Annotated in this window: 21 protein-coding genes; 16 read left to right on the plus strand and 5 right to left on the minus strand. The window is 51.1% G+C overall.

Annotation, left to right across the window (positions count from 1 at the left end):
• The first annotated feature begins 102 nt into the window (after positions 1-102).
• The 3 genes from GA565_RS14620 (at position 103) to GA565_RS14630 (ending at position 5,715) form a co-directional block, all read left to right on the plus strand.
• On the plus strand, positions 103-1,848 hold the full coding sequence (locus GA565_RS14620) for a hypothetical protein (RefSeq protein ID WP_152199065.1): 1,746 nt from the start codon (positions 103-105) through the stop codon (positions 1,846-1,848).
• Between the two features lie 205 nt (positions 1,849-2,053).
• Complete coding sequence (locus GA565_RS14625; RefSeq protein ID WP_152199066.1) at positions 2,054-4,255, plus strand: polysaccharide biosynthesis tyrosine autokinase; 2,202 nt, start codon at positions 2,054-2,056, stop codon at positions 4,253-4,255.
• A gap of 110 nt (positions 4,256-4,365) precedes the next feature.
• Positions 4,366-5,715 carry an oligosaccharide flippase family protein gene (locus GA565_RS14630; protein ID WP_152199067.1) on the plus strand — a complete coding sequence of 450 codons (1,350 nt, stop codon included), beginning with the start codon at positions 4,366-4,368 and terminating at the stop codon, positions 5,713-5,715.
• Between the two features lie 80 nt (positions 5,716-5,795).
• Here GA565_RS14630 and GA565_RS14635 read toward each other — a convergent pair whose 3' ends face one another.
• Together GA565_RS14635 and GA565_RS14640 are read right to left on the minus strand one after the other, a co-directional pair.
• The gene (locus GA565_RS14635) at positions 5,796-6,914 is read right to left on the minus strand and encodes an S-(hydroxymethyl)glutathione dehydrogenase/class III alcohol dehydrogenase (RefSeq protein WP_152199068.1); all 1,119 of its coding nucleotides are present in this window, start codon (positions 6,912-6,914) and stop codon (positions 5,796-5,798) included.
• A gap of 55 nt (positions 6,915-6,969) precedes the next feature.
• Complete coding sequence (locus GA565_RS14640; protein WP_055780457.1) at positions 6,970-7,245, minus strand: metal/formaldehyde-sensitive transcriptional repressor; 276 nt, start codon at positions 7,243-7,245, stop codon at positions 6,970-6,972.
• Between the two features lie 278 nt (positions 7,246-7,523).
• Here GA565_RS14640 and GA565_RS14645 point away from each other — a divergent pair, with 278 nt between their 5' ends.
• A complete protein-coding gene (locus GA565_RS14645) occupies positions 7,524-8,552 on the plus strand; it encodes a glycosyltransferase family 9 protein (RefSeq protein ID WP_152201523.1) in 1,029 nt (342 codons plus the stop codon).
• A 16-nt stretch (positions 8,553-8,568) separates the two neighbouring features.
• The gene (locus GA565_RS14650; RefSeq protein ID WP_152199069.1) at positions 8,569-9,021 is read left to right on the plus strand and encodes a GNAT family N-acetyltransferase; all 453 of its coding nucleotides are present in this window, start codon (positions 8,569-8,571) and stop codon (positions 9,019-9,021) included.
• 75 nt (positions 9,022-9,096) lie between these two features.
• Here GA565_RS14650 and fusA read toward each other — a convergent pair whose 3' ends face one another.
• Positions 9,097-11,199, minus strand: a complete 2,103-nt coding sequence (gene fusA / locus GA565_RS14655) for an elongation factor G (RefSeq protein WP_152199070.1) — start codon at positions 11,197-11,199, stop codon at positions 9,097-9,099.
• Between the two features lie 272 nt (positions 11,200-11,471).
• On the opposite strand from fusA, the gene GA565_RS14660 reads away from it, so the two are divergent.
• Entirely contained in the window at positions 11,472-11,831 is a 360-nt protein-coding gene (locus GA565_RS14660; protein WP_152199071.1) for a helix-turn-helix transcriptional regulator, read from the plus strand.
• Positions 11,832-11,837: 6 nt separating this feature from the next.
• Here the strand turns inward: GA565_RS14660 and GA565_RS14665 are convergent, their stop codons facing one another.
• Entirely contained in the window at positions 11,838-12,773 is a 936-nt protein-coding gene (locus GA565_RS14665) for a LysR family transcriptional regulator (RefSeq protein ID WP_152199072.1), read from the minus strand.
• Between the two features lie 113 nt (positions 12,774-12,886).
• Between GA565_RS14665 and GA565_RS14670 the strand changes: the two genes are divergently transcribed.
• The 7 genes from GA565_RS14670 (at position 12,887) to GA565_RS14700 (ending at position 20,880) form a co-directional block, all read left to right on the plus strand.
• Positions 12,887-13,474: a chromate transporter gene (locus GA565_RS14670; RefSeq protein WP_152199073.1), complete on the plus strand. Its 588-nt coding sequence runs from the start codon at positions 12,887-12,889 to the stop codon at positions 13,472-13,474.
• Positions 13,471-13,992 carry a chromate transporter gene (locus tag GA565_RS14675; RefSeq protein ID WP_152199074.1) on the plus strand — a complete coding sequence of 174 codons (522 nt, stop codon included), beginning with the start codon at positions 13,471-13,473 and terminating at the stop codon, positions 13,990-13,992. The genes GA565_RS14670 and GA565_RS14675 overlap by 4 nt, the downstream gene beginning before the upstream one ends.
• A gap of 139 nt (positions 13,993-14,131) precedes the next feature.
• Entirely contained in the window at positions 14,132-14,575 is a 444-nt protein-coding gene (locus GA565_RS14680) for a VOC family protein (RefSeq protein ID WP_152199075.1), read from the plus strand.
• Positions 14,576-14,893: 318 nt separating this feature from the next.
• Complete coding sequence (locus tag GA565_RS14685) at positions 14,894-17,023, plus strand: TonB-dependent siderophore receptor (RefSeq protein ID WP_152199076.1); 2,130 nt, start codon at positions 14,894-14,896, stop codon at positions 17,021-17,023.
• Between the two features lie 176 nt (positions 17,024-17,199).
• A complete protein-coding gene (locus GA565_RS14690) occupies positions 17,200-18,363 on the plus strand; it encodes an epoxide hydrolase family protein (RefSeq protein ID WP_152199077.1) in 1,164 nt (387 codons plus the stop codon).
• A gap of 239 nt (positions 18,364-18,602) precedes the next feature.
• The gene (locus GA565_RS14695) at positions 18,603-19,523 is read left to right on the plus strand and encodes a L,D-transpeptidase family protein (protein ID WP_055780489.1); all 921 of its coding nucleotides are present in this window, start codon (positions 18,603-18,605) and stop codon (positions 19,521-19,523) included.
• A gap of 208 nt (positions 19,524-19,731) precedes the next feature.
• On the plus strand, positions 19,732-20,880 hold the full coding sequence (locus GA565_RS14700; protein ID WP_152199078.1) for a pyridoxal phosphate-dependent aminotransferase: 1,149 nt from the start codon (positions 19,732-19,734) through the stop codon (positions 20,878-20,880).
• A gap of 40 nt (positions 20,881-20,920) precedes the next feature.
• On the opposite strand, the gene GA565_RS14705 is transcribed toward GA565_RS14700, so the two are convergent.
• Positions 20,921-21,556 (minus strand): TetR/AcrR family transcriptional regulator, encoded by a 636-nt coding sequence (locus GA565_RS14705; RefSeq protein ID WP_152199079.1) that lies wholly within the window; start codon positions 21,554-21,556, stop codon positions 20,921-20,923.
• A gap of 181 nt (positions 21,557-21,737) precedes the next feature.
• Here GA565_RS14705 and GA565_RS14710 point away from each other — a divergent pair, with 181 nt between their 5' ends.
• From GA565_RS14710 to GA565_RS14720, 3 genes are all read left to right on the plus strand, one after another.
• Complete coding sequence (locus GA565_RS14710) at positions 21,738-22,046, plus strand: hypothetical protein (protein WP_152199080.1); 309 nt, start codon at positions 21,738-21,740, stop codon at positions 22,044-22,046.
• Positions 22,047-22,317: 271 nt separating this feature from the next.
• A complete protein-coding gene (ycgZ, locus tag GA565_RS14715; RefSeq protein WP_055780503.1) occupies positions 22,318-22,563 on the plus strand; it encodes a regulatory protein YcgZ in 246 nt (81 codons plus the stop codon).
• 47 nt (positions 22,564-22,610) lie between these two features.
• Positions 22,611-22,904 (plus strand): hypothetical protein, encoded by a 294-nt coding sequence (locus GA565_RS14720; protein WP_152199081.1) that lies wholly within the window; start codon positions 22,611-22,613, stop codon positions 22,902-22,904.
• Positions 22,905-22,946 lie beyond the last annotated feature (42 nt).

The raw sequence follows: 22,946 nt of genomic DNA on the forward strand, positions 1-22,946 counted from the left end.
CTACCCGTACTCATTTAGCGATGACGTGTGACCTTTCACATGTGAAACCAGCCGGATAATCGTCATATTTACCCCGGCTCTAACCTTAGGTTGTATCGCCTTATGACTATTTCCCGCAGGAAGTTATTTAGCTGGCTGGTGCCTTCAGCCGTTGCTGGTTGGGTGGGTGGACGTGCAAACGCCGCACAGCCTGCTCAGCACGCGCAGGCCGCTCAGGCACAGTTAAACACTGCAGCTTCATTGAAAGAGTTGACAACCCAGACTGGCGCAGGCCTTACCGGCTATGGGATCAAACAGCCTTATGGTAAAGGTACCGTCGGCGCAAAACTCTATAACTTTATTACCATCGAAGATTTTGCCGATGAGAACAGTGCCGCGGGTGATTGGAGTACGGCTATTAGAGCCGCGGTTGAATTTGCTGCCAATGCCGGCATCCACGACGTCTACGGCACCGGGAACTACGAGATAAGCAAACCGGTAATTCTGTCAGGTGCGGTATTAGGTAATAAAGGTCTTAACCTGAGCCTTTCACACGTGGTCGCCAGCAAAAAATGGCCGCGCAATACCACGCTATGGGACGCCACACCGATGATAATCATCGGTGACCACGTTCAGGTCAGCGGATTAAATCTGCGTATTAATATGCTTAACGGCGGCGGTCGCGCCGACGGTATTCGCGCTAACGGCGCCGGGTTCGCACTTTCTCACCTACACATTGGTGATGCGCGAGAGTGTATCAGAGTGGTTGCCAACGGTGAGCAGACCTGGCCTAACGCCTCGGTGCAGCTTACCGGCGATTTTTGGACCGATAACTGGCTCGCTATCTATCTCTCGCGAGGCTCCAAAGGCACCGCCCCCATCTCAGAAGCGTGGAAAATTGACGTAAAGTTTATTGCCGCCAACCGCTATGGCGGAATATTGCTTCGAGGTGGCTCACAGTATGCACAAATAGCCGGTGACCATGACTATAACGGTCGCTACCTTTCCATGTTACGCGTTGATAGTCTTGAGGGCCTGACGCGCGGAACAACGGTTAAGGGAAGCCGGGGCAGTGGTGAAATCCTCACGGCATTTCAGGACAAACATCAGTTTTGGGTGGCCGTTATGGAGCCTCGGGACGTATCAGCTCCAGGGGGCAAGAGCAGTTACTCGACGGGTGAAACGCTGACCTCAAGCACTAAATCTTCGATTAAACGCAAAATTTTAGAAGTACACCGCGCCGCCGATAATGAGTCTGGCACCAACTTTATAGATATTCTGCATGATTTTGAAGGTGAGCCTTTTGCACGCATACAGGCCACTATCGGTTACTGCAGTGGTATTTATGGCAGTTTAATGTTCACCTCTTTTATTACTGCACAAAACAGTTTTTCGGCGCTGACCGATAATATACGTGGCTTAGGGGTTTCGAGTTCAGGCACCATTCTTGCACTTTATAACCGGGCAGAAAGTGATTCCGCTTTTGCTAACATCACCGCTGACTATGTTAATTTCCAGAAAAAACTTTATATGGGGGCGCATTTATATGAGGGTATCGGTACTGCGCAAGTTATTGGCCGTTCTTCATCAGAATTCACCACTCTATTCAGCCTGAAGGAATTTCCTGAAGACCGCTATCTTCAGGAGTTAAATCTGTATAAGGTTTACATCAAGACTAATGTACTTGGTGTTGCTGGGGAGTTTTTAGTTAATCTCACTTCGGACCCTGCTGTTAAGGAGCCGATGATCGCTCAAGCAGTGCTTTGGAATCAGGCAGCCTTTGCCTGGCGAGTCTCTGGATATGATTTCCAGGTCAGGCAAGACTCCGTAGACCAAATGCAATTTGTTGCCAACATATTACGCGTCTAAGGGTTAGGAATATTATGCTGACAGCAAATACCACAATATCAGCCAGCGTTGGTAAGAAAAGGAACCTTTATATCGACTTATACCCTTGAATCAAACGGCCTATGCCGGAAGTGGCTGTTTGGCTACACCCTGAGCTGCTAGCATTTGTTTATACAAAAATTCCTATTAAGCAAAATTCCATAACCAAATTGATTGCGGGATTAACATGTCAGAAAAACAAGACGCAACATTAGCCAAGATAGAGAAAAATTCCAACAATCTGGACTTGGGGCGCTTATATGGCGCAATACTTGACGATCGTTGGCTGGTAGTTATTACGGTAGCCGTTATGATGGTGTTTGGCGTAGTTTTCTACTTTTTCGCCACGCCAATTTACAGTACTGATGCCATGGTGCAGGTTGAAAGTACCGGCGGGAACGCGCTGCTTAGCGATATTTCCAAATACCTGCCTAATGCTGAACCTAAGTCAGATGCACAAATCAAACTGATTAAATCTAAGCTGGTGCAATTTAAAACCATCAAAGATCTAAATCTTGATATTGAACATCAAGAACACTTCTTCCCAATATTCGGCAAGGGATGGGCACGAATGACTCACAAACAGGTGAGCACGCTGTCTATAAATAAGCTTGATGTCCCCCTGAATATGCTTAACCAGTTAATGGTCTTTACCGTAACCGGTCCGAATACCTATACCTTAAGCTTTAATGACAAGACGCTGCTGCAGGGCACCACCGGGCAGGAACAGTCAGCAAACAATATTACTATCAACGTTGATGCGTTGAATGCCACTGCGGGCACTGTTTTTACTGTGCGTAAAGTACCTATGCGCGATGCCTACGACAAGCTGGTCGACAGCTTGGCCGTGCAGGACGCGGGTATCGACACCGGCGTTATTCAGCTTGGCATTAAGGGTGAGAACCCTGAGCGCGACCAGGCCGTGCTCAACAGCATTGCCAGCAACTATCTGTTGCAGAACGTTGAGCGCAATTCGCAGGAAGCGGCAAACAGCCTGGCCTTCCTCAAACAGCAGTTGCCGATGGTGCGCAGCGAGCTTGACTCTTCAGAAGACAAGCTCAACGCTTACCGCATGCAGCGTGATTCAGTCGACATGAACCTCGAGATTCGTTCCTCTCTGGACACCATGGTTAACCTAGACAACTCGCTGAATCAACTGACGTTTAAAGAAGCAGAGATCTCGCAGCTTTATACGCCTGAGCACCCGACATACCGTGCGCTTATCGACCAGCGTAAAGTGCTTGAGAATGAGAAAACCGCACTGAATAAAAAAATCAGCCAGCTTCCTCAAACTCAGCAAGAGCTGATGCGTCTGACGCGTAATGTTGACTCTCAGCAGGAAATCTTCATGCAGTTGCTGCGCAAACAGCAAGAGCTGGGTATCAATAAAGCCAGTACCGTGGGTGACGTGCGTATCGTTGACCACGCAACGTCTGAAATTGCCCCGGTATTCCCGAAATTTGGTCTGATTGAAGTCATGGCGGCTATTCTTGGTGCTTTGATGGCAACTATCTTTATTATCATGAAGATAATGATGCGTCGCGGTATCGAAGGTGCACGTGAGCTTGAAGAACAAGGGATCACTGTTTATGCCAACGTGCCTTTTGCGACCAATCTTTCCCGTTTGGCAAGCATTCCATTCATCAATACCCTGGGTGGAAAAAACAAGAAGGCCAAGAAATCACGCGAAGTTCTCGCCATTACCGACCCGGCAGACCTGACCGTCGAATCCCTTCGTAGCCTTCGTACCAGCTTGCACTTCGCCATGATTGAGGCGAAGAATGACATCCTGATGATTACCGGTGCGGTACCTCAGGCAGGTAAGAGCTTCATCTCCGTTAACCTGGCGGCGGTTATTGCTTTGACCGGTAAGAAAGTGCTGCTGATTGACGCCGATATGCGTCGTGGTTCAGCACATGAATACTTCGGTTTTAACCCACGCGTCGGTCTGTCAACGGTGCTTTCGGGCCAGCAATCCATTGAAGAAGTACTGCACGAAACTGAAATTCCCGAGCTGCAAGTGATAACCCGTGGCCGTACTCCGCCGAACCCGGCAGAGCTTCTGACCAGCAAGCGTTTTGAGGATTTACTTGAGTGGGCCAACCAGAACTATGACCTGGTTGTTATCGATACCCCACCGGTTCTTTCGGTAACGGATGCCAGCATCATCGGTCAGATAGTCGGTACCACCATGATGGTTGCGCGCTTTGAGCTCAACACAGTTAAAGAAATTGAAGTGAGTATCAAACGTCTGGAACAAAGTGGCGTTAGCGTGAAGGGTTGTATTCTGAACGCCATCGTGCGCCGTTCTGCAAACTACTACAGTCAGAACTACAGCTATGACGCGTTCTACACTTACGAGTACAAACGTCATATTGATAAAGACTAACGTCTCCCACGTTTAGTCTCACGCCAGCCTGAAAGTGCCCGACATACGGTACTTACAGGCTGGCATTTTTTTTGATGCATCGTCATGACTTTCCGGATAGAACGTTAACCATGAAACAATACATAGCGAAAATATTCAGCAGCGATTTTTTACGTAAAATATCGTGGAATCTGCTGGGGTATGCCCTGCCGGTGATTGTCGCTATTATTATGATCCCGGTGGTAATGAGACACACAGGTCTGGAACGTTTCGGCGTGCTGACGCTTATCATTGTTCTTATCGGCTCGATGACCGTGTTTGATTTCGGTATTACCCGCTCGGTGACCAACTCGGTCAGAAAATATCTGGATGAGAAAAACGATCGCGCCATGCTAACGGTGGTGAAAACCGGCTGGCTGATGATAACCTGCGTGCTCTTAGTGATATCAGCACTGTTTTGGTTTAAAAGTCAGTGGATTGCCACGCATTTCTTTAATGTGTCAAACCAGGAGATCCGCGACGAAATTGCCGCCAGTATGAAGGTGGTCGCCTTCAGCCTGCCGTTTGTTATTGCTCAAACTATTTTTGTCGGCGTAATGGAAGCCTTTGGCGCCTTTAAAAAAATAAGCCTCGGTAAATCACCTTTTTCGATACTGATGTATCTGGTGCCGATGATTATTTCTTTTTATACCCCGAGTTTGTTCTATATCACGCTCTCACTTTGCCTGCTGCGTTGTATTATGGCGGTGGCGTTTTATCTGATGATGTGCAGCGAAATACGCAAGGTGACACCCCTATCGCTGATGAGCATTGCTCCCACCCGCCACATTGCACTGGAGTTGGCAAAATACGGCGGTTGGGTTTCGGTGGGCAATATCATCGCGCCAATCATGCTGTATATTGACCGCTTCTTTGTCGCCGGAATTGTGGGCGCCAGCGTATTTGCCTATTACACCACCCCGTATGACGTGGTTTCGCGGTTGGCGATTGTGGCTGTCAGCGTGTGCGGCGTTTTATTCCCCATGCTGGTGACCAAGATTGCGCAGGACGTACGCAGTGCGAACTCATACTTTAATAAAGTGATGATGGGCATTTTTGCGATATTGATTATACCGGCGGTGGCCGGTATTTTCCTGTCGAAGTGGTTTCTGTCGGTGTGGATCAGCCCGGATTTTGCCGAACATTCATGGATAATTTTCTCCATGTTTTTGGTGGGCTATCTGCTGCACGGCCTTATTCAACCGGCTTTTGTCTGGATCCAGGCCAGCGGAAAACCGTGGATTATTGCCTGCTGCGAAATTATCGATTTAGCGATGTACGTGGTTTATCTGCCGTGGATGACCCATCACTACGGAATAATCGGTGCGGCCAGCGCGTGGAACTTCCGCATGTTGCTAAACCTGGTGGTATTACATATTCTGCGCTACGTGCTATATAAACGCGACCTGAGAAAAAGCACCGGACTTCAGCCGGTGATTTAATACGTTAACCCACTCGTGAATATAAAAAAGTCCTTGACGCTGCAGCAAACGCCGCTGCAGCGTCAAGGACGAAGGATATTTTACTTATCGCCGAAATGGATCACAGTTCGAATCGATTTACCTTCGTGCATCAGGTCAAACGCTTCATTTATGCTTTCAAGCGGCAGTTTGTGGGTAATGAACGGGTCCAGTTTGATTCTTCCCGCCATGGCATCTTCTACCATCCCAGGCAACTGTGAGCGGCCTTTAACGCCACCGAATGCCGAACCGCGCCATACGCGCCCTGTCACCAGCTGGAATGGACGGGTTTTAATCTCCTGACCTGCCCCTGCCACGCCAATTATCACGCTTTCACCCCAGCCTTTGTGGCAGCACTCTAACGCAGCGCGCATTACGTTCACGTTGCCGATGCATTCAAAGCTGAACTCCACGCCGCCGTCGGTCATTTCTACAATGACGTCCTGAATCGGTTTGTCGAAATCATTAGGGTTAATGCAGTCAGTTGCTCCCATCTCGCGCGCCAGCTCAAACTTGCCCGGATTGGTGTCGATAGCGATTATACGTCCTGCCTTGGCCTGTACCGCGCCCTGAATTGCCGCAAGACCAATCCCGCCCAGTCCAAAAATGGCGACATTGTCACCCTCTTTCACTTTCGCCGTGTTGTGCACGGCACCAATACCGGTCGTCACACCGCAGCCCAACAGGCAGACTTTTTCCAACGGTGCTTCTGGATTAACCTTGGCCAGAGAAATCTCTGCCACCACGGTATATTCACTGAAAGTGCTGGTGCCCATATAGTGATAAATCGGTTGCCCCTGATAGGAGAATCGCGTGGTGCCGTCCGGCATCAGCCCTTTACCCTGGGTGGCACGCACCGCCTGACACAGGTTGGTTTTACCCGATTTACAGAATTTGCACTCGCCGCACTCGGCAGTGTAAAGCGGGATCACATGATCTCCCGCCTGCAGCGTAGTTACGCCTTCGCCGACTTCTACCACAATACCGCCACCTTCATGGCCCAAAACTGCCGGAAATACGCCTTCAGGGTCATCGCCAGACAGCGTGAATGCATCGGTATGGCAAACGCCGGTGTGAGTGATTTTTACCAGCACTTCACCTTTCTTAGGGGGTGCAACGTCAATTTCGACAATTTCAAGAGGTTTGCCGGGACCAAATGCTACGGCTGCACGTGATTTCATAATGCTTCCTAATCGATTGATAACTAATAGCCTTTTTGCCAGATGGCGAGACGGACTATTTTAAATAAGAGCGGATCAGACCCGAAATTTCATCGGTACACTGCGTTCTTTGGTCAAGCGTGGGTTCACCGGTCAATAAGGCATCCTTAAGATGGATCTCTATCATTTCAGCCAATAGACCATTTGCTGCTCCACGAATGGCGGCAATTTGCTGCAGCATGGCGACACAGGGTACGTCGCTGTTTAAAGCGCGTTCAAGAGCCTCAACCTGTCCGCCAATGCGTCGGATACGCGTTAAAACCTTTTTTTTATCTTCTGCTGAATTCGGCATTCGCGATGTCCTTTATACTATAGGGGGGTATAGTATATTCGTTATTGATAACTGGCAACAATTAGTGTAGCCAATTTTAAGCGAACTATTAATGCCACTTTCACTTCAACGCCTGCTTAATTGCGACCGTAATAATTAAAATTGTTGCCCTGACAAGGATTTTTAGATTATGAATAGAGCAATATGCGTGAGATTTGAAACGGTTAATTTCAGATTCTGCTTAACCTTACAGGCTTTGAGGCTTACCCCGCGAGCCTAAGCCGATTTAATGGGTAATGATGAAACTTGCCAATGACGATATTCTTTTCCACCGTGGCAGCCTGCTTGACGCTGAGGGGATGATTTTTGACTCATACAGTCTCGAACAGGATGCTGAAATTAGGGGCGATTACTTCGCCCTATCGCCCGAGACTGGCGTGGCAAACGCTTCACAGCGGCCTTTTAGCGTAGACTATTCGTCACAACACATGCTGCATATCATCAATGGTATGGGGGTAGCTCTCGGGGATTCGGTTATCGGCCTGACGGCAATCAGGGCACTGCAGTATTTAAATCCACAGCTTGCAACCACCCTTTACCGCCCTGCTAAAGCCCCTGACTACGTTGAGCAACTTTATCGACTTGCCGACGGCATAGTGACTCAATGTCGACCTTTACCTTTCTCATTGCAGGCAATTGACGAGCGAGATGTGCGCATTGATGTTGGCAATCACGTGTTTTGGCCCGACTTTTCGACACTGCCGATGATTGACTTTTTTCTTGCCGCGCTGGGCGTTGATCCCAAAGAAATTCCCGGCGAATTGAAACGTAATACCTGGCTGCAGGAGTTGGCCTTGCCTACGCTACCGTCCCCGTGGAATAAAGGCGACTATGTCCTTTTTTGCCCGCAGGCCAGTACGCCAATCCGCACTATTCCCGCTGAATTCCACACCCAACTGGTTGAAAATTTGTGGCGGCAGTATTCGCTACCGGTGTTGGGCTTTGGCTATGTGGATCATGCACAATATACTGATATTAGTAATCTTTCCTCTGATACTGGTCATTTTTTGGCGTGGATCAAACATGCCTCTGCGATGCTTACCTGTGATTCGGCGGCGGTGCATGCCGCAGCGGGTTTCAATATCCCGACGCAGGCCTTTTTTACCTCTATCGTGCCCACACGGCGGGTGCGAGATTATTCGCTTTGTGAGCCTGTTTTCGTTGCCGTGCCTGAGTTAGCGCACCTGCACAGCAGCGCACAGGATTCACACATCGAGTTAGTAAAATTAGCGTATCAACGAGTAATAAACGGCAACTTAACTCCCTAAATAAAAGGAAGGCGGATTGGAACACACGACGACCCGATGGCAACACGGCGATTACGCCCTGACCTCCGATAAATCGACACTTGACCGGCCGTTTATTCACGCATTTTTGAGCCGTTCGACCTGGGCGAAAGGCATCAAAAGCGAAGTGCTGAATACGGCGATTGATCACAGCTTGTGCTTTGGCCTTTATCATCTGGGTAAACAAATTGGCTTTGCCCGGCTGGTAACCGACTTTGCAACATTCGGCTATTTATGTGACGTTTTCGTGATTGATGAATATCAGGGAAAGGGACTGGCGCGATGGATGATGTCGGCGTGCCTGGAGCACCCGACGCTGGCACAGTTGCGACGTATTATGCTGGTAACCTCCACTGCCGCTGGACTGTATGAAAAAGTCGGTTATTCAGCAGTAAACGCTGAAAACTTTGTCTGGCAAATTAATCGACCCGATATTTATCAGCAGGATTAGTACTTTTAATCACCTTCCCCCCTTAAAATATAAAGCCAGCCCTCGCGGGCTGGCTTTTTTTACACTTAATGATTATCAGGACCGTGAAGCAATAATGTCATCCGCCACGTTACGCGGGGCTTCGGCATAGTGGTGAAACTCCATCGTGTAGGTTGCTCTGCCCTGCGACATTGAACGAAGCACGGTGGAATAACCAAACATCTCCGAGAGCGGCACTTCGGCTTTGATAAGCTTACCGCCGCCGCCGAGGATCTCCTCCATGCCCTGCACCATTCCGCGCCGTGAAGAGAGATCACCCATCACGCTACCGGCGTAGTCTTCGGGTGTTTCAACCTCGACGTGCATCATTGGCTCAAGAATCACCGGACTGGCCTGTCTGGCCGCCTCTTTGAAACCAAAGATTGCGGCCATTCTGAAGGCCATTTCCGACGAATCCACCTCGTGATAAGAGCCAAAGGTCAGTGTTACTTTGACATCAACCACCGGATACCCCGCCAAAATGCCGTTGCTCAGCGCCTCAACGACGCCCTTTTCCACGGCAGGAATGAACTCACGCGGCACCACGCCGCCTTTGGTGGCATCGACAAACGCAAAGCCTTTACCGGACTCCTGAGGCTCGAGCGTAAATACCACATGCCCGTACTGCCCTTTGCCCCCAGATTGGCGAACAAATTTGCCATCAACGTCTTCCACTTTCTTGCGCACGGTTTCACGGTAGGTCACCTGCGGCTTGCCGATATTGGCCTCAACGCCGAATTCTCGCTTCATGCGGTCAACGATTATCTCAAGATGAAGCTCGCCCATGCCGGAAATAATTGTCTGCCCAGATTCTTCATCGGTACGAATGCGAAACGATGGATCCTCCGAGGCCAAACGCTGCAACGCGATGCCCATTTTCTCCTGATCGGCCTTGGTTTTTGGCTCAATTGCCTGAGAAATAACCGGCTCAGGAAACTCCATTTTAACCAGCGTTATCAGTGCCGTTGGATCACACAGCGTTTCACCCGTAGTGACGTCCTTCAGCCCCACGCAGGCGGCAATGTCACCGGCACGTATTTCATCAACCTCATGACGTACGTTAGCGTGCATCTGCACGATACGCCCAATGCGCTCTTTCTTGCCACGAATGGGGTTGTAGACACTGTCCCCCTTCGACAATACGCCAGAATAGACGCGCACAAAGGTCAGTTGGCCGACGTACGGGTCAGTCATCAGCTTGAACGCCAGCGCCGAGAACTTTTCGCCATCGTCCGCCTGACGATGAATTTCATTGCCGTCTTCATCACTGCCCACCACCGGTGGAATGTCTAGCGGAGAAGGCATCAGCTCGACTACCGCATCCAGCATGCGCTGCACGCCTTTGTTTTTAAACGCGCTGCCGCACAGCATCGGCTGTATTTCACCGGCGATGGTCCGCTGACGCAGGCCGCAGGTGATTTCATCTTCACTTAAATCACCCCCTTCAAGATATTTAGTCATCAGCTCATCGGACGCTTCCGCCGCGCAGGCAACCATTTTCTCTCGCCACTGTTCGGCGCTAACCTGCAGCTCGGCGGGAATAGGCGCATAGCTGAACGTCATGCCCTGCGTGGCGTCGTCCCAATAAATGGCACGCATTTTACGCAAGTCAACCACGCCAGAAAAATGCTCTTCGCTGCCGATAGGGATAACAATCGGCACCGGATTCGCCTTAAGCCTGTCCACCATCATCTGCCGTACGCGGAAAAAATCGGCGCCCTGACGGTCCATTTTATTGACGAAGGCCAGACGAGGAACCTTGTATTTATTGGCCTGACGCCACACGGTTTCCGACTGCGGCTGCACGCCGCCCACCGAGTCATATACCATCACGGCACCGTCGAGGACGCGCATCGAACGCTCCACCTCAATGGTGAAGTCAACGTGCCCTGGTGTGTCGATAATATTAATACGATGTTCGTCGAACGAATGGTCCATCCCCTGCCAAAAACAGGTTACCGCCGCTGAGGTAATAGTAATGCCACGCTCTTGCTCCTGCGCCATCCAGTCCGTTGTTGCTCCACCGTCATGCACTTCACCTAATTTATGGTTCATGCCGGTGTAGAACAGGATGCGCTCGGTGGTGGTCGTTTTACCGGCGTCGATGTGTGCTGAGATACCGATATTGCGGTAGCGCTCAATAGGAGTTTTGCGAGCCATATAATGTCCTTAGTAGAGGATGGCTAATGGTTAAGGCGGGAACTGTTTCCCGTCGACGTTAATGTTTAGCTACGTGACTGGTTAGCTATAGAACGCAAGCATACTACAATTGTACGAGTATATACGAACAATCGTTATTCGCTATCAGTGCTATCGCTAACGCCTTAAGCCTGACCGTTGCATCGCAAAGAGAGTGTGGGCTATGATCTGGCCTCAAAAAGGGCGACGATGCGCCTTTTATCAAGATCTATTGATTATCGAACAGGAAAACTATGATTGCCAACCATCCGGAACGTGAGCAGATCCGCTTAGAAAATGTTTTGACTGCGTTGGGAAATCCCCTGAGATTGGCAGTAGTGCAAAGGCTGGCAAACGGCGGTGAACATCCCTGCGGTACCCTACTGCAAGGGTTATCCAAGTCAACGCTGACTCACCATTGGCGGGTGCTGCGTGAAAGCGGCGTTATCTGGCAGCGGCCCGACGGGCGGGCCAATTTATTGTCGCTGCGGCGCGAAGATCTGGACGCGCGTTTTCCGGGCCTGCTCGACTCTTTGCTGCACGCGGTTGAAAACGACAGCATCACGCTGGCGTCCACCGCTCGCCATCTGCCTGAAAACAACGCGCCAGAATAATTAAGGCTATTTCGCCTCATCGAGCTGACTTTTCACCAGCGCGCAGAACGTGTTGATCATCGCCGAACTTTGCTGATCTTTGCGCTGCGCCACCTCTTTACGCTGCGCCAAGTACAGTGGCGCGTGCAGTTCGGCGGCGTTGGACAGCGGTAGATATACCACGCCGTCACCGCCCAACCTGACCATACAGGCGGGAACTATTGAGACGCCAAGCCCTGCGCCGACCAGGCTCAGGCAAGAGGTTAAACGCGGTGCCTCCTGAACAATGCGCGGACTGAATCCCGCCCGATAACAGGCCGCCAGAATCGCATCGTAAAGTCCCTGTCCTGCCGGACGTCGGTATAAAATAAATCCTTCATTATTGAGCATGTTAAGCGCCACTGGCTCCCCTGCGTTCTGTGCCAGCGGATGCCCGACCGGCAGCGCAACCATCATCGGCTCTTGTAAAATCCGCTCAATTTTTAGCTCAGGCATGCCCAGCACCGGCGTACGCACAAACGCTACATCCAGCGTTCTATTAACCAATGCCTGCAAAAGCTCAGTACTGCCGGACTCTTCAAGCTGTGCGGTCACCCGCGGATACACTTCACGATATCGGCGCAGCACGTTGGGCACAAAGGCATGCAACGCGGCCGAACTGGTGAATCCGATACGAATATTACCCTGCTTGCCCTCGGTGGCCCGCTGCATGGTGGCACTGAGGTTTTCGGCACGCTGGAGCAGTAATTTCGCCTCTTGAAACAGCACCCTGCCTATTTCGGTCGGCTCTACGCCACGCGGCAAGCGCTCAAGTAACTTAACGCCAAACTCCTCTTCCAGGCTCTGCAATAGTCGGGTCAGCGGCGGCTGTTGAATGTAGAGGCGCTGCGCCGCGCGCGTAATATTGCCCTCTTCAACCACCGTAACAAACGCCCGTAAACGCCGCAGTTCAATATCTGCCATACCTTAAAGGTATCCTTTTTGTTCTTTAAATGAATTAGACACGCTGACACATCAACTGGCATCATACTTAAAAACCATACCTCAATTAACTATTTTAATAACCGAGCGTATTCATGTCAGCACCTTTGAATAGCAATGTCAGTAATGAAAATCTACACGCACATCAGGGCGTCACGCCAAGCTGTCGCGAACTTTTCGTGGGCTTTTTTATTTTGGGGTTAACCGGATTTGGCGGCGTATTGCCGATGGCGCGGCGGATGATCGTTGAGAAAAAACGCTGGTTGAGCGGTGACGAGTTCACTGAGCTGCTAGGCCTGTGCCAATTTTTACCCGGTGGCAACATCATTAATTTGTCGGTTGCGCTCGGTAATGAGTTTCAGGGACTTCGTGGGGCATTAGCGGCGATCCTTGGCCTGATTTGTGCCCCAACCGCCATCGTTGTCGGTCTCGGACTGGTTTATGCTCGCTATCAAAATGACGTGGTGGTTGAACATCTATTTGCCGGTCTCGCCGCAGGTGCAGCCGGACTATTGCTCTCCACTGGCTTCAAGATGCTGCTTCCACTCAAAGGAAAATGGCTGCAGCTGGCTATTGTAATACTCGGGGTTATCGCCATCGCCGTACTGCGTTTACCCATGCTGGCCGTGATGCTGGTTCTGGCACCTATCAGCATTCTGCTGTTCTGGAGAACCCAAAAATGACTGGCATACTGATCACTTTGGCGCTGTTGTTTACCCAGCTTTCAGTGATGGCCTTTGGCGGCGGTAACACCATCCTGCCCGAAATGCAGCGTGAAGTGGTGCAGAATCACCACTGGATGAGTGCCCAGGAGTTCAGCGCCCTGTTTGCGCTGGCGCAGGCTGCACCCGGCCCTAACATGATGATTGTGCCGCTGGTGGGCTGGCAGGTGGCCGGATGGGCCGGCTTGCTGGTGTCATCATTGGCAAAATTTGGCCCGTCGTCGATTATTACGCTTATCGTGATGGGCGGCTGGAAACGCTACAAAGACAAGCCGTGGCGGCGCATAGTCCAAAGCGGTCTTGTGCCGGTCACCGTCGGACTGGTTATTTCCAGCGGCCTGTTAATCGCTAAAGCCTCGGCCACCAGCATCGCACTTGCCGCCGTTATCGCCCTGTGTACGCTGCTGGCGATGAACAAGAAAATTCATCCACTTTGGGTATTGGCGGTGGGCGCCGTGCTCGGACTGGTGCTGGTCTAAACGTCTTCTTATCCAGCAAAACCGCGTTGCGACAATCGACAGGTAGCCTCATGGATGAAGCTCTTGTCGGTTGACCCCTTTTTGAGATTTATATTTTACTTTCATTACGGGCAGTTGAGCGTTAACAAGGAGCAGGCGTATGTCAGTGAATGATGTGGGATTCAGCCATATTGCATTACAGGTTAAAGACCTTCAAAAAAGCATCGAATTTTATCAGCGCTATGCCGGAATGCAGATTATCCATCAGCGTGAGCCCGGCATAGAAGAGGCACAAAAGGTGGCCTGGTTATCAGATTTAACCCGTCCTTTCGCACTGGTACTGGTACAGTCACAAACCACCGTCGACACCCCGTTAGGTCCCTTTGGCCATCTTGGCATCGCCTGCAGTAGCCGCGAAGAAATTGACGCTAAGGTAAAGCTTGCCGAACAGGAAGGCGTTCTGCGCCGAAAAGCACAGCAATCACTGCCACCGGTAGGCTACTGGGCATTCTTCGCCGATCCAGACGGCAACACCCTGGAACTCTCCTGCGGTCAGCAGATTGGGATGGAAATTATTAACGCACGGCAGTCCACGCTCGGCTAAAATGTCGCGCGATAACCCCATCCATAGCGTTTTTTGTATTCCCCCTCTTAGCAAAACGCGACAGAAAGCTGTCGCGTGACGTCTTATGCAAAAACCCACCCTCCTTCTAGAAATTAGGATTGCCAAAGACCTCCCCTGTCTCTCAATGTTGGAAAATGTCACCAAGCATATTAAATAATAATGATACTACTTATCATTTCGTTTACCATGCTTGCGTTTTGGCGTAAGAATCCTGACATAGGCGCTAAACCCTCTGCTTTGATCGCAACGTACTTTATTGACTGTTTGAGAAAACAATTTTTATAGGGAATATGAATCATGTTGTTTGCTTTTCCATTCAAGCGCCTCGCCGTCCTGTGCGCGTTGGCCCTGTGTTCTCCTCTGGCAGCCCTCGCCGATGATACTGTCGTGGTCACTGCGTCACCTTCAGATGCTGCTGATGCACCGACTCAGGGTTACACCGCGAAAACAAGCAAGGCGGCGACCAAGACCGATGCCCCGCTGATCACTACCGGTCAGTCGGTTTCAGTGGTTACTCGCCAACAGATGGACGATCAGAACGCCACCACCGTTAACTCTGCCCTGAACTACACCCCCGGCGTGTTCACCAACTTTGCCGGCGGCGCCACGCGCTACGACACGGTTTCACTGCGCGGTTTCCACGGTGGCGACGTCGATAACGTGTTCCTTGACGGGTTGCGCATGGCCTCCGACGGCGGAAGCTACAATATCGTCCAGGTTGACCCGTGGTTCCTTGAGCGTATTGACGTCATCAAAGGTCCCTCCTCCGCACTTTACGGGCAAAGCATTCCGGGCGGACTGGTGATGGAAACCAGCAAACGCCCGCAGTTTGCCAGTGAAGGCCACGTGCGTTTGTCCGGCGGCAACTTCAATACCCAAGGCGGTGCGTTTGACTATACCGGTGCGATTAATGACCAGTGGGCATTCCGCCTAACCGGCCTGACTCGCAGCAGCGACACCCAGTATGACCACCAGCGCGAAGAGCGCTATGCCCTTTCGCCACAGTTGCTGTGGCAGCCCAATGAAAATACCTCGCTGCTGCTGCGCGCCTATTTGCAGAAAGACCCCTCTGGCGGCTATCACGCGGCTGTGCCAGGCGACGGCAGCATCTACTCCAGCCGTGGCGACAAACTCGGCCGCGGATTCTTTGACGGCGAGAGCTCGCGTAACGAATTCAAACGTTGGGAACAGATATACAGCTATGAGTTCCAGCACAACTTCAATAACACCTGGTCTTTCCGCCAAAACGCTAACTACACCCACTCAAATACCGAACTGCAACAGGTGTATCAGGGTGGCTGGAATGCCGACAGAACGCTGCTAAACCGCTACTACTCCGGCGAGCAGTCTTCGCTTGATTCGTTCGCGATTGATAACCAGCTCGAAGCTGATTTCGCCACTGCGGCGCTACAGCATAAAGTAGTACTAGGCTTTGATTTCCAGCATTACACCAATACGCTGGATGCGCAGGGCGGTTACGCTTCCACGCTTGACCCTTACACCGGCGTCTCGGGCGGCAGCGCCGTTGACCTTTACAGCTCAACGCACGGTAAACGTCGTTATCAGCAGTCTGGCGTTTATTTGCAGGATGACATGGTGTACGACAAGTGGCACATGACGCTGTCCGGCCGCTACGACACGCTGAAAACCAAAAACACCCAATACGAAAGCATTTACGGCGTTGAAACCGACAGCGAACGCAGCGACAAACATTTCAGCAGCCGTGCCTCATTGCTGTACGCCTTCGACAACGGCATTTCGCCTTACGTTAGCTACAGTCAGGCGATGACCCCTTCCGCGCTGTCTGGCCAAAACGGCACGCTGCTTAAACCGATGACCAGCGAGCAGTACGAGGCCGGTTTAAAATACCAGCCGGTGGGCAGTAGCAATATGTACAGCGTCGCGCTGTATGACCTGACGCAAAAAGATGTCGGCAACCGCGTCGTTATCGGCAGTTATTTCGAGCCTGCGGGCAAAGTGCATTCGCAAGGTATCGAGCTTGAAGCACACAGCAAAGTGACCGACCGCCTTAACATCATTGCCGGTTATACCTATAACCGCGTGAGATACGAAGACGCGATTGACGGCACCAGCGGCAATACGCCATATGTCACGCCAAACCAAATGGCCTCCCTGTGGGCGCAGTATGACGCAGGTCTGGGCATTAACGTCGGCGGCGGTGCGCGCTACATCGGCAAGCAGTGGGCCGATAATGCCAACACCCAACGCATTGCCTCCACCACACTGTTTGACGCCTCGGTAAAGGTGAATCTTGCGAGCTTTACCCCGTCACTCAAAGGCGCTTACGTTCAGCTTAATGTCAACAACCTGACCGACAAGAAGTACGTAGCAGCCTGCTACGGCACCAGCTATTGCTACTGGGGCCAGGAGCGCACAGTGGTTGCAACAGTCGGCTACGACTTCTAAGTTTGCCGTATACCCCGTCCCCGCTGCGTACGGATCTTCCGCGCGCAGCATCTTTTCTTGCTTACGCCCCCTTTAGCAAAGGTTACCGCGCCTCCAACAGCGCTGGTTGCCTGCACAAATAAAAACTATAGTCACTGCACTGCCACACATCTTTTAACAACCGAGAGTGAATAGCCTTGGATATCCAACCTTTTAAAATTGCTATCAGTGATGCCAGCATTGACGATCTGAAGCAACGACTGGCTCGCACCCGCTGGCTTGAGACGATTGACTGTCTTGGCTGGCGAGAAGGAACGGATGCGGCATTTCTAAAACGGCTAGTGAGTTACTGGCAGCATACGTTTGACTGGCGCAGGCAAGAAACCAAGCTGAACCAGCTGCCACAATTTACCGCCCAGATTGATCAGCAAAGGGTACATTTTGTCCATCAGAAGGGCTGCGGGCCGGCGCCTATGCCGCTGGTGCTGACCCACGGATGGCCGGGTTCTTTTGTCGAAATGGCTGAAATAGTGCCCATGCTGGCTGACCCTGCCCGCTACGGCGGTGACCCGTACGACGCCTTCGACGTGGTTGTTCCCTCCCTGCCCGGCTATGGATTTTCATCTGCGCCTACGCAAACCGGCATCGGCAGTGCGCAAACGGCCGATTATTGGGCAAAATTAATGCGCGGACTCGGATACGAAAAGTTTGCCGCCCAGGGCGGAGACATCGGCGCCGGCGTGTCAAGCTGGCTGGCGCGAAATTATCCCGAGCGCATTATCGGCGTTCACCTCAACTTTATTCCCGGCTCCTATCGACCTTATCTTGGCGAAGGTGCCACACCCGTCTGCGCCGAAGAGCAGGACTTTCTGGATAAAGTTAGCGCCTGGGCTGCCAGCGAAGGTGCTTACGGTCACCAACAGGGCACGCGTCCGCAAAGTCTGGCCGTGGGGTTGAATGATTCGCCCGCCGGACTCGCCGCCTGGATCACGGAAAAATTTCAGGCCTGGAGCGACTGCCACGGCGACCTCGAACAAGGCATCGGGCTGGATGCGCTACTCACCGATATTTCTGTTTACTGGTTTACGCAAAGTATTGGCTCGTCATTTCGCATGTACGTCGAGGGGCGAGCAATGCCGCTTAGTTTTTCCCAAGGTCAACACGTTCAACCACCGCTGGGTGTGGCGCTGTTTCCGGCCGAGCTGCCGATGCCGCCCCGCTCATGGGTTGAACGCAGCTTTTCAGTACAGCGCTGGACAACAATGTCGCGCGGTGGACACTTTGCCGCTCTGGAATACCCCGAAGATCTGGCGAAAGAAATCCGCGATTTCTTCCGTCCACTGCGCGAAAATGCCCGCTAGAAATCGCTTAGTGAAAGTTAAAGAATCAAAAGAAGCCATCGTTTGTTAGATTTTTGAGAAAGTTTTGGCCTGTTTGAAATATTTCTTTATAATTAGCATCCCTGAAAAGTGATTGGTTACACATCTTGATTCACTCTCAAGCGCCTGTGTACATACAATATAAGGGTCAATCCGGAGGCAGCGTTCCGGGTAAAATCCCATAAACCAGTGCCTGTGTGGCAAGAATAACCTTAGAAAATATGAAAATGAGCATTCGCGCGATCTTTACTTTGGTTTTAGCTGTTGCTGCGTATAGCCAGGCTGCTTCTGCAGTTGTCTATCCACTGCCAGCAAACAATGGCCGTTTAGTTGGTGAAAACATCACCGTTGTCGTTCCACAAAATAACAAACTGCCGTTGGAGCATTTCGCTGCACAGTATCAAATGGGTCTGGCAAACATGCTGGAAGCTAACCCGGGCGTAGACACCTACCTGCCAACGTCTGGCACGGTACTGACTATTCCACAGCAGTTGATCCTGCCCGATACCCCACACGAAGGTCTGGTCATCAACAGTGCAGAAATGCGTGTTTATTACTATCCTAAGGGCACTAACACCGTGGTGGTATTACCCATCGGTATCGGCGAACTGGGTAAAGATACCCCGCTGAACTGGGTGACCACGGTGCAGCATAAAAAAGCCGGTCCTACCTGGACACCGACGGCAAAAATGCATGAAGAATATGCGGCACAGGGTCAATGGTTGCCTGCAACCTTCCCCGCTGGTCCAGATAACCCAATGGGCCTGTATGCGCTTTACGTCGGTCGCCTGTACGCCGTTCACGGTACCAACGCCAACTTTGGTATTGGCCTGCGCGTGAGCCACGGCTGTGTGCGTTTGCGTGACGCCGACATCAAATGGTTGTTCGAAAACGTGCCGGTCGGCACCCGCGTGCAGTTTATCAATGAGCCGGTGAAAACGGCCGTGCTGGCCAACGGTGCGCGTTATATCGAAGTGCATAACCCACTGTCTGCCAATCAGGAAGAGTTTGACTCACAGCAGCCGCTGCCAATCAGCCTTTCTGGCACCAACGCCACAGTGATGGCAAACCCGAGCGTTAACCAGCAGGTGCTTGATAAAGCGATTGCTCTGCGCTCAGGTATGCCGACTCAGGTTAACTAAACGCTAAGCTGTAAACGCTAGCCTCCGCCCGCGCGGGGGCTTTTTTTTGCCCATTTCTTCGTTTTTAACCGTTAATTTCTCCCGGCTATCGCCGCATAACTCTCGCCTATGTCCGCACGGCTTTACTTATTTTTTAATCTTAAGTACAACTTATAGCTGACTAGTCTCGTCGTCAGACTGTTCCGCCTACCGCCCATCTGGAGATTTTATGCCGCAAATTTCTGCCAACGCACTGGCCATCCCTGCATCGGGTATTCGCCGTATTTACGAGTTGGCCTCAGCCCTCGACGATGTCATTCAACTGAGTATTGGTGAACCAGAAAGGCCGGTCGCCCGACACATTCTTGATGCCGGTGCCAGCGCCTGGAATGCCGACGTCACGAATTACACCCCCAACAGCGGAATGGCCCTGCTGCGCTCGGCGATTGCCACCAAGCTGGAACGTGATAATCACTATCGGGTAGACGATGATCAAATCCACGTCACCGCAGGCGGCTCACAGGCGCTGCACATGGCGATGTTATTAACCCTTAGCGCCGGTGACGAGATCCTGATACCCGACCCAGGCTATGCCACTTTTTCGATGATCCCGACACTGCTCGGCGCGGTGCCGGTGCCTTATCACCTAAAAGCAGAAGATGATTTTCAGCCTTCGCTGTCCAATCTTGAGCAATGCGTTACGTCGCGTACCAAAGTGTTACTGATTAACAGCCCATCCAATCCGCTTGGCGTGGTTTACAGTGCTGAAAAACTGACAGAACTGCTACAGTTTGCCGCCAAACACGATTTGTGGGTGATAAGCGATGAGGTTTACGAGTACTTCACCTTTACGCATGCCTTTACCAGCGTCGCATCGCTCGACTCCGACGGCCGGGTATTCAGCGTTTATTCGGTGTCCAAAACCTACGGTCTGACCGGCGGTCGCGTGGGATATCTGGTTACGCCGCCGGGCGTGGCATCCCCCTTTCGTGCCGCGCAGGAAGCCACCGTGAGCTGCGTAAATTCTCCGGCCCAGCTCGCGGTGTTATCCGCCCTTGAAGGGCCGCAGGACTGCGTGCATGAGGCTCGCGTGCACTATGGCAACAACGTTGAAGCTGCCTGCGCGGTACTTGACCAGCGGGGTTTTAAATATCAACGTCCACAGGGCGCATTTTATATCTGGATTGACGTTTCACACGCCAGTGAAGGCGACGTAGCCGCATGGGCAGAACACTTCTTACTGACCCAGCGGGTGGCGGTCGCTCCAGGCATTGCATTTGGCCCAGCCGGTGAAGGTTGGATCCGCATTTGTGCGGCGGGTAAAACAGCGCCTTTACTGGAGGCAGTGAAAAGGCTTCCCGCACCGCACCATGGCTAAAGCAGCAGGGAAGGCGCTAAGTGCATAGGGTAAACAGCCGCTATGCATTTTTTTTCATTTTATGTGCTGATGCGCCGTACAAAAAAAGCTGCACACCGCGTTCAACCATCAATGTAATCTGATCGGGTTTAAACAGCACCGGTTCACGGTGATACAGCACAATGTCAACCTCAGCTCTCATTAGCGAGGTAAACTGTGTCGCCCTGAGCACCGCGTCTCCCGCTGCCAGCTCACCGCTCTCCATAGCAACCCACATCAACTCGGCCAACTTATCCATGCTGTCCTGAGTGCCAGAGGCAAGAAACAGTTCTCCAATATTTGAATGCCCCGCCTCGCCAATCACGCAGCGGTAAATTTTTATCGCCTTGTCATCCGTGACTAAAATTTCGAGCATCCGCTCACCAAAGCGTTGGAGTTTTTGCTCAAGCGTTTTGGAATGGTCACGGTAAGTGGAAAGCTCCGACGCGGCGGCGGCCAGCAACTGTGTGCTGTAGGTCCTCACCACGTTTTCAAACAACTCTTCCTTCGAAGCAAAATAGTTATACAGCGTGGCTTTTGACCCGCCCATCCTTTTGGCGACCTCATTCATTGAGGTGCGTTCATAACCCATCTCCTGAAAAAGCTCTGTAGCCGTATCGATAATAGATTTCCTGCGTTCTTCAGAAAGTGTTCTCATCCCGTCTCCCTTGACAGTTAGATGTTATTACAGAGGCCAATCCGCCTGATTGCACCTTAAAATACGTTACCGTTCGTCCTGTGAACCGCGTACCGCCAATGTAGGTGAAAAAGTAATAAGGCATATCTGGTCTATACTAAATATGAAATGTGTAAACTTAATACTAATTCTAGAGGTAATAATGATTATTTCTGATGAAGCAAAGGGCAACGCTCTGATTGGCGAGGCGGCAATGAACCTTATCTTCAACAGGGAAGATGTGAACGTCAATACGTTGCTGAAAAACCTTAAGAGTATGGCCGAAGTAGAAGCAGATGAAAATCGACTGCTGTTGATGCATGAAGTTTGCCGCTGGTTACAAGGCTATTGCAGCCTCGGGAGCGTGTCTCCTGAAAGGTCAGGCTGGCTCGACTCCAACTACCACGGGAGCAGTGTAGCGCCTTCCAGGCAAACCATCAGGCTAGTCCCTTCACCCAAAAATCGTGGTTAACTCTCTCATTACACGCCAACATGCCTGCAACATTGCGGTCAGTTGGCGTTGTGTTTTTATGTGAAGAATAATCAATTTTATGAATGCATATACAATCTCCTTCCCTCAAATGCGATAAAATATTAACTAACCCCATGATTTATATCGATTAGCATCTTTTGACAAAAAAAATAAACATTCAAATCTAATATAGTTGTACAAAATCGTGCTTGTGTATAACTTTGCGCGTATAAAATTGAGCGTTATCAACCCATCGTGTTAAGGATTACTTATGCGTCAGGACGAATACAGTAAATCACAGATGAGCGATACCCTTTACATGCTTAACAATGTCCCTGCCCTTTCACAGGACGAGACAATGGGTCAAATCGTGGTTGAAATTTTGCGGGCTGGGGTGAGCCTGAATCGTAGAAACTTGTGCACAAAATTGCTGAGTCGAATCGAGAACGCAAAAAACGCTGACGAGGAGAAGCATTACCATGAGCTTATTCGCTTGGTGCTTGAACGTGATTCATAAGTTTTCTGGTATCCTTTAAATAGGCACCTGAATTCCGAGAAGCTGATATGAATAGAAATGACGACGAAAAATTAATTGATATCGTAATGGGTAAAGCCGTACTGGCAATGTTGCACGGCGGCGGCCCGGTTTCTACCGCAGCCCTTGTTGCCGAGCTTAAATCGATGGCAGTTAATGAGAATAATGCGCTCCGTCAGCGTGCCTGTGAAAAAGCAATAATAGAGGTCCGCAATAGCGCCAATGCTACTCGGCAACATACTACCTTTAAGGTCCGCGGAAGCGATAACGTAGGCCATATTTTTTCTTCATCAGGTCCGACTGACGATAAGAAAAAACACTGATCAATTTTAATCGCACGACTTAGTTATAACGGGGCACTTTGC

This window comes from Rouxiella sp. S1S-2 (assembly GCF_009208105.1).
Lineage (GTDB): Bacteria > Pseudomonadota > Gammaproteobacteria > Enterobacterales > Enterobacteriaceae > Rouxiella.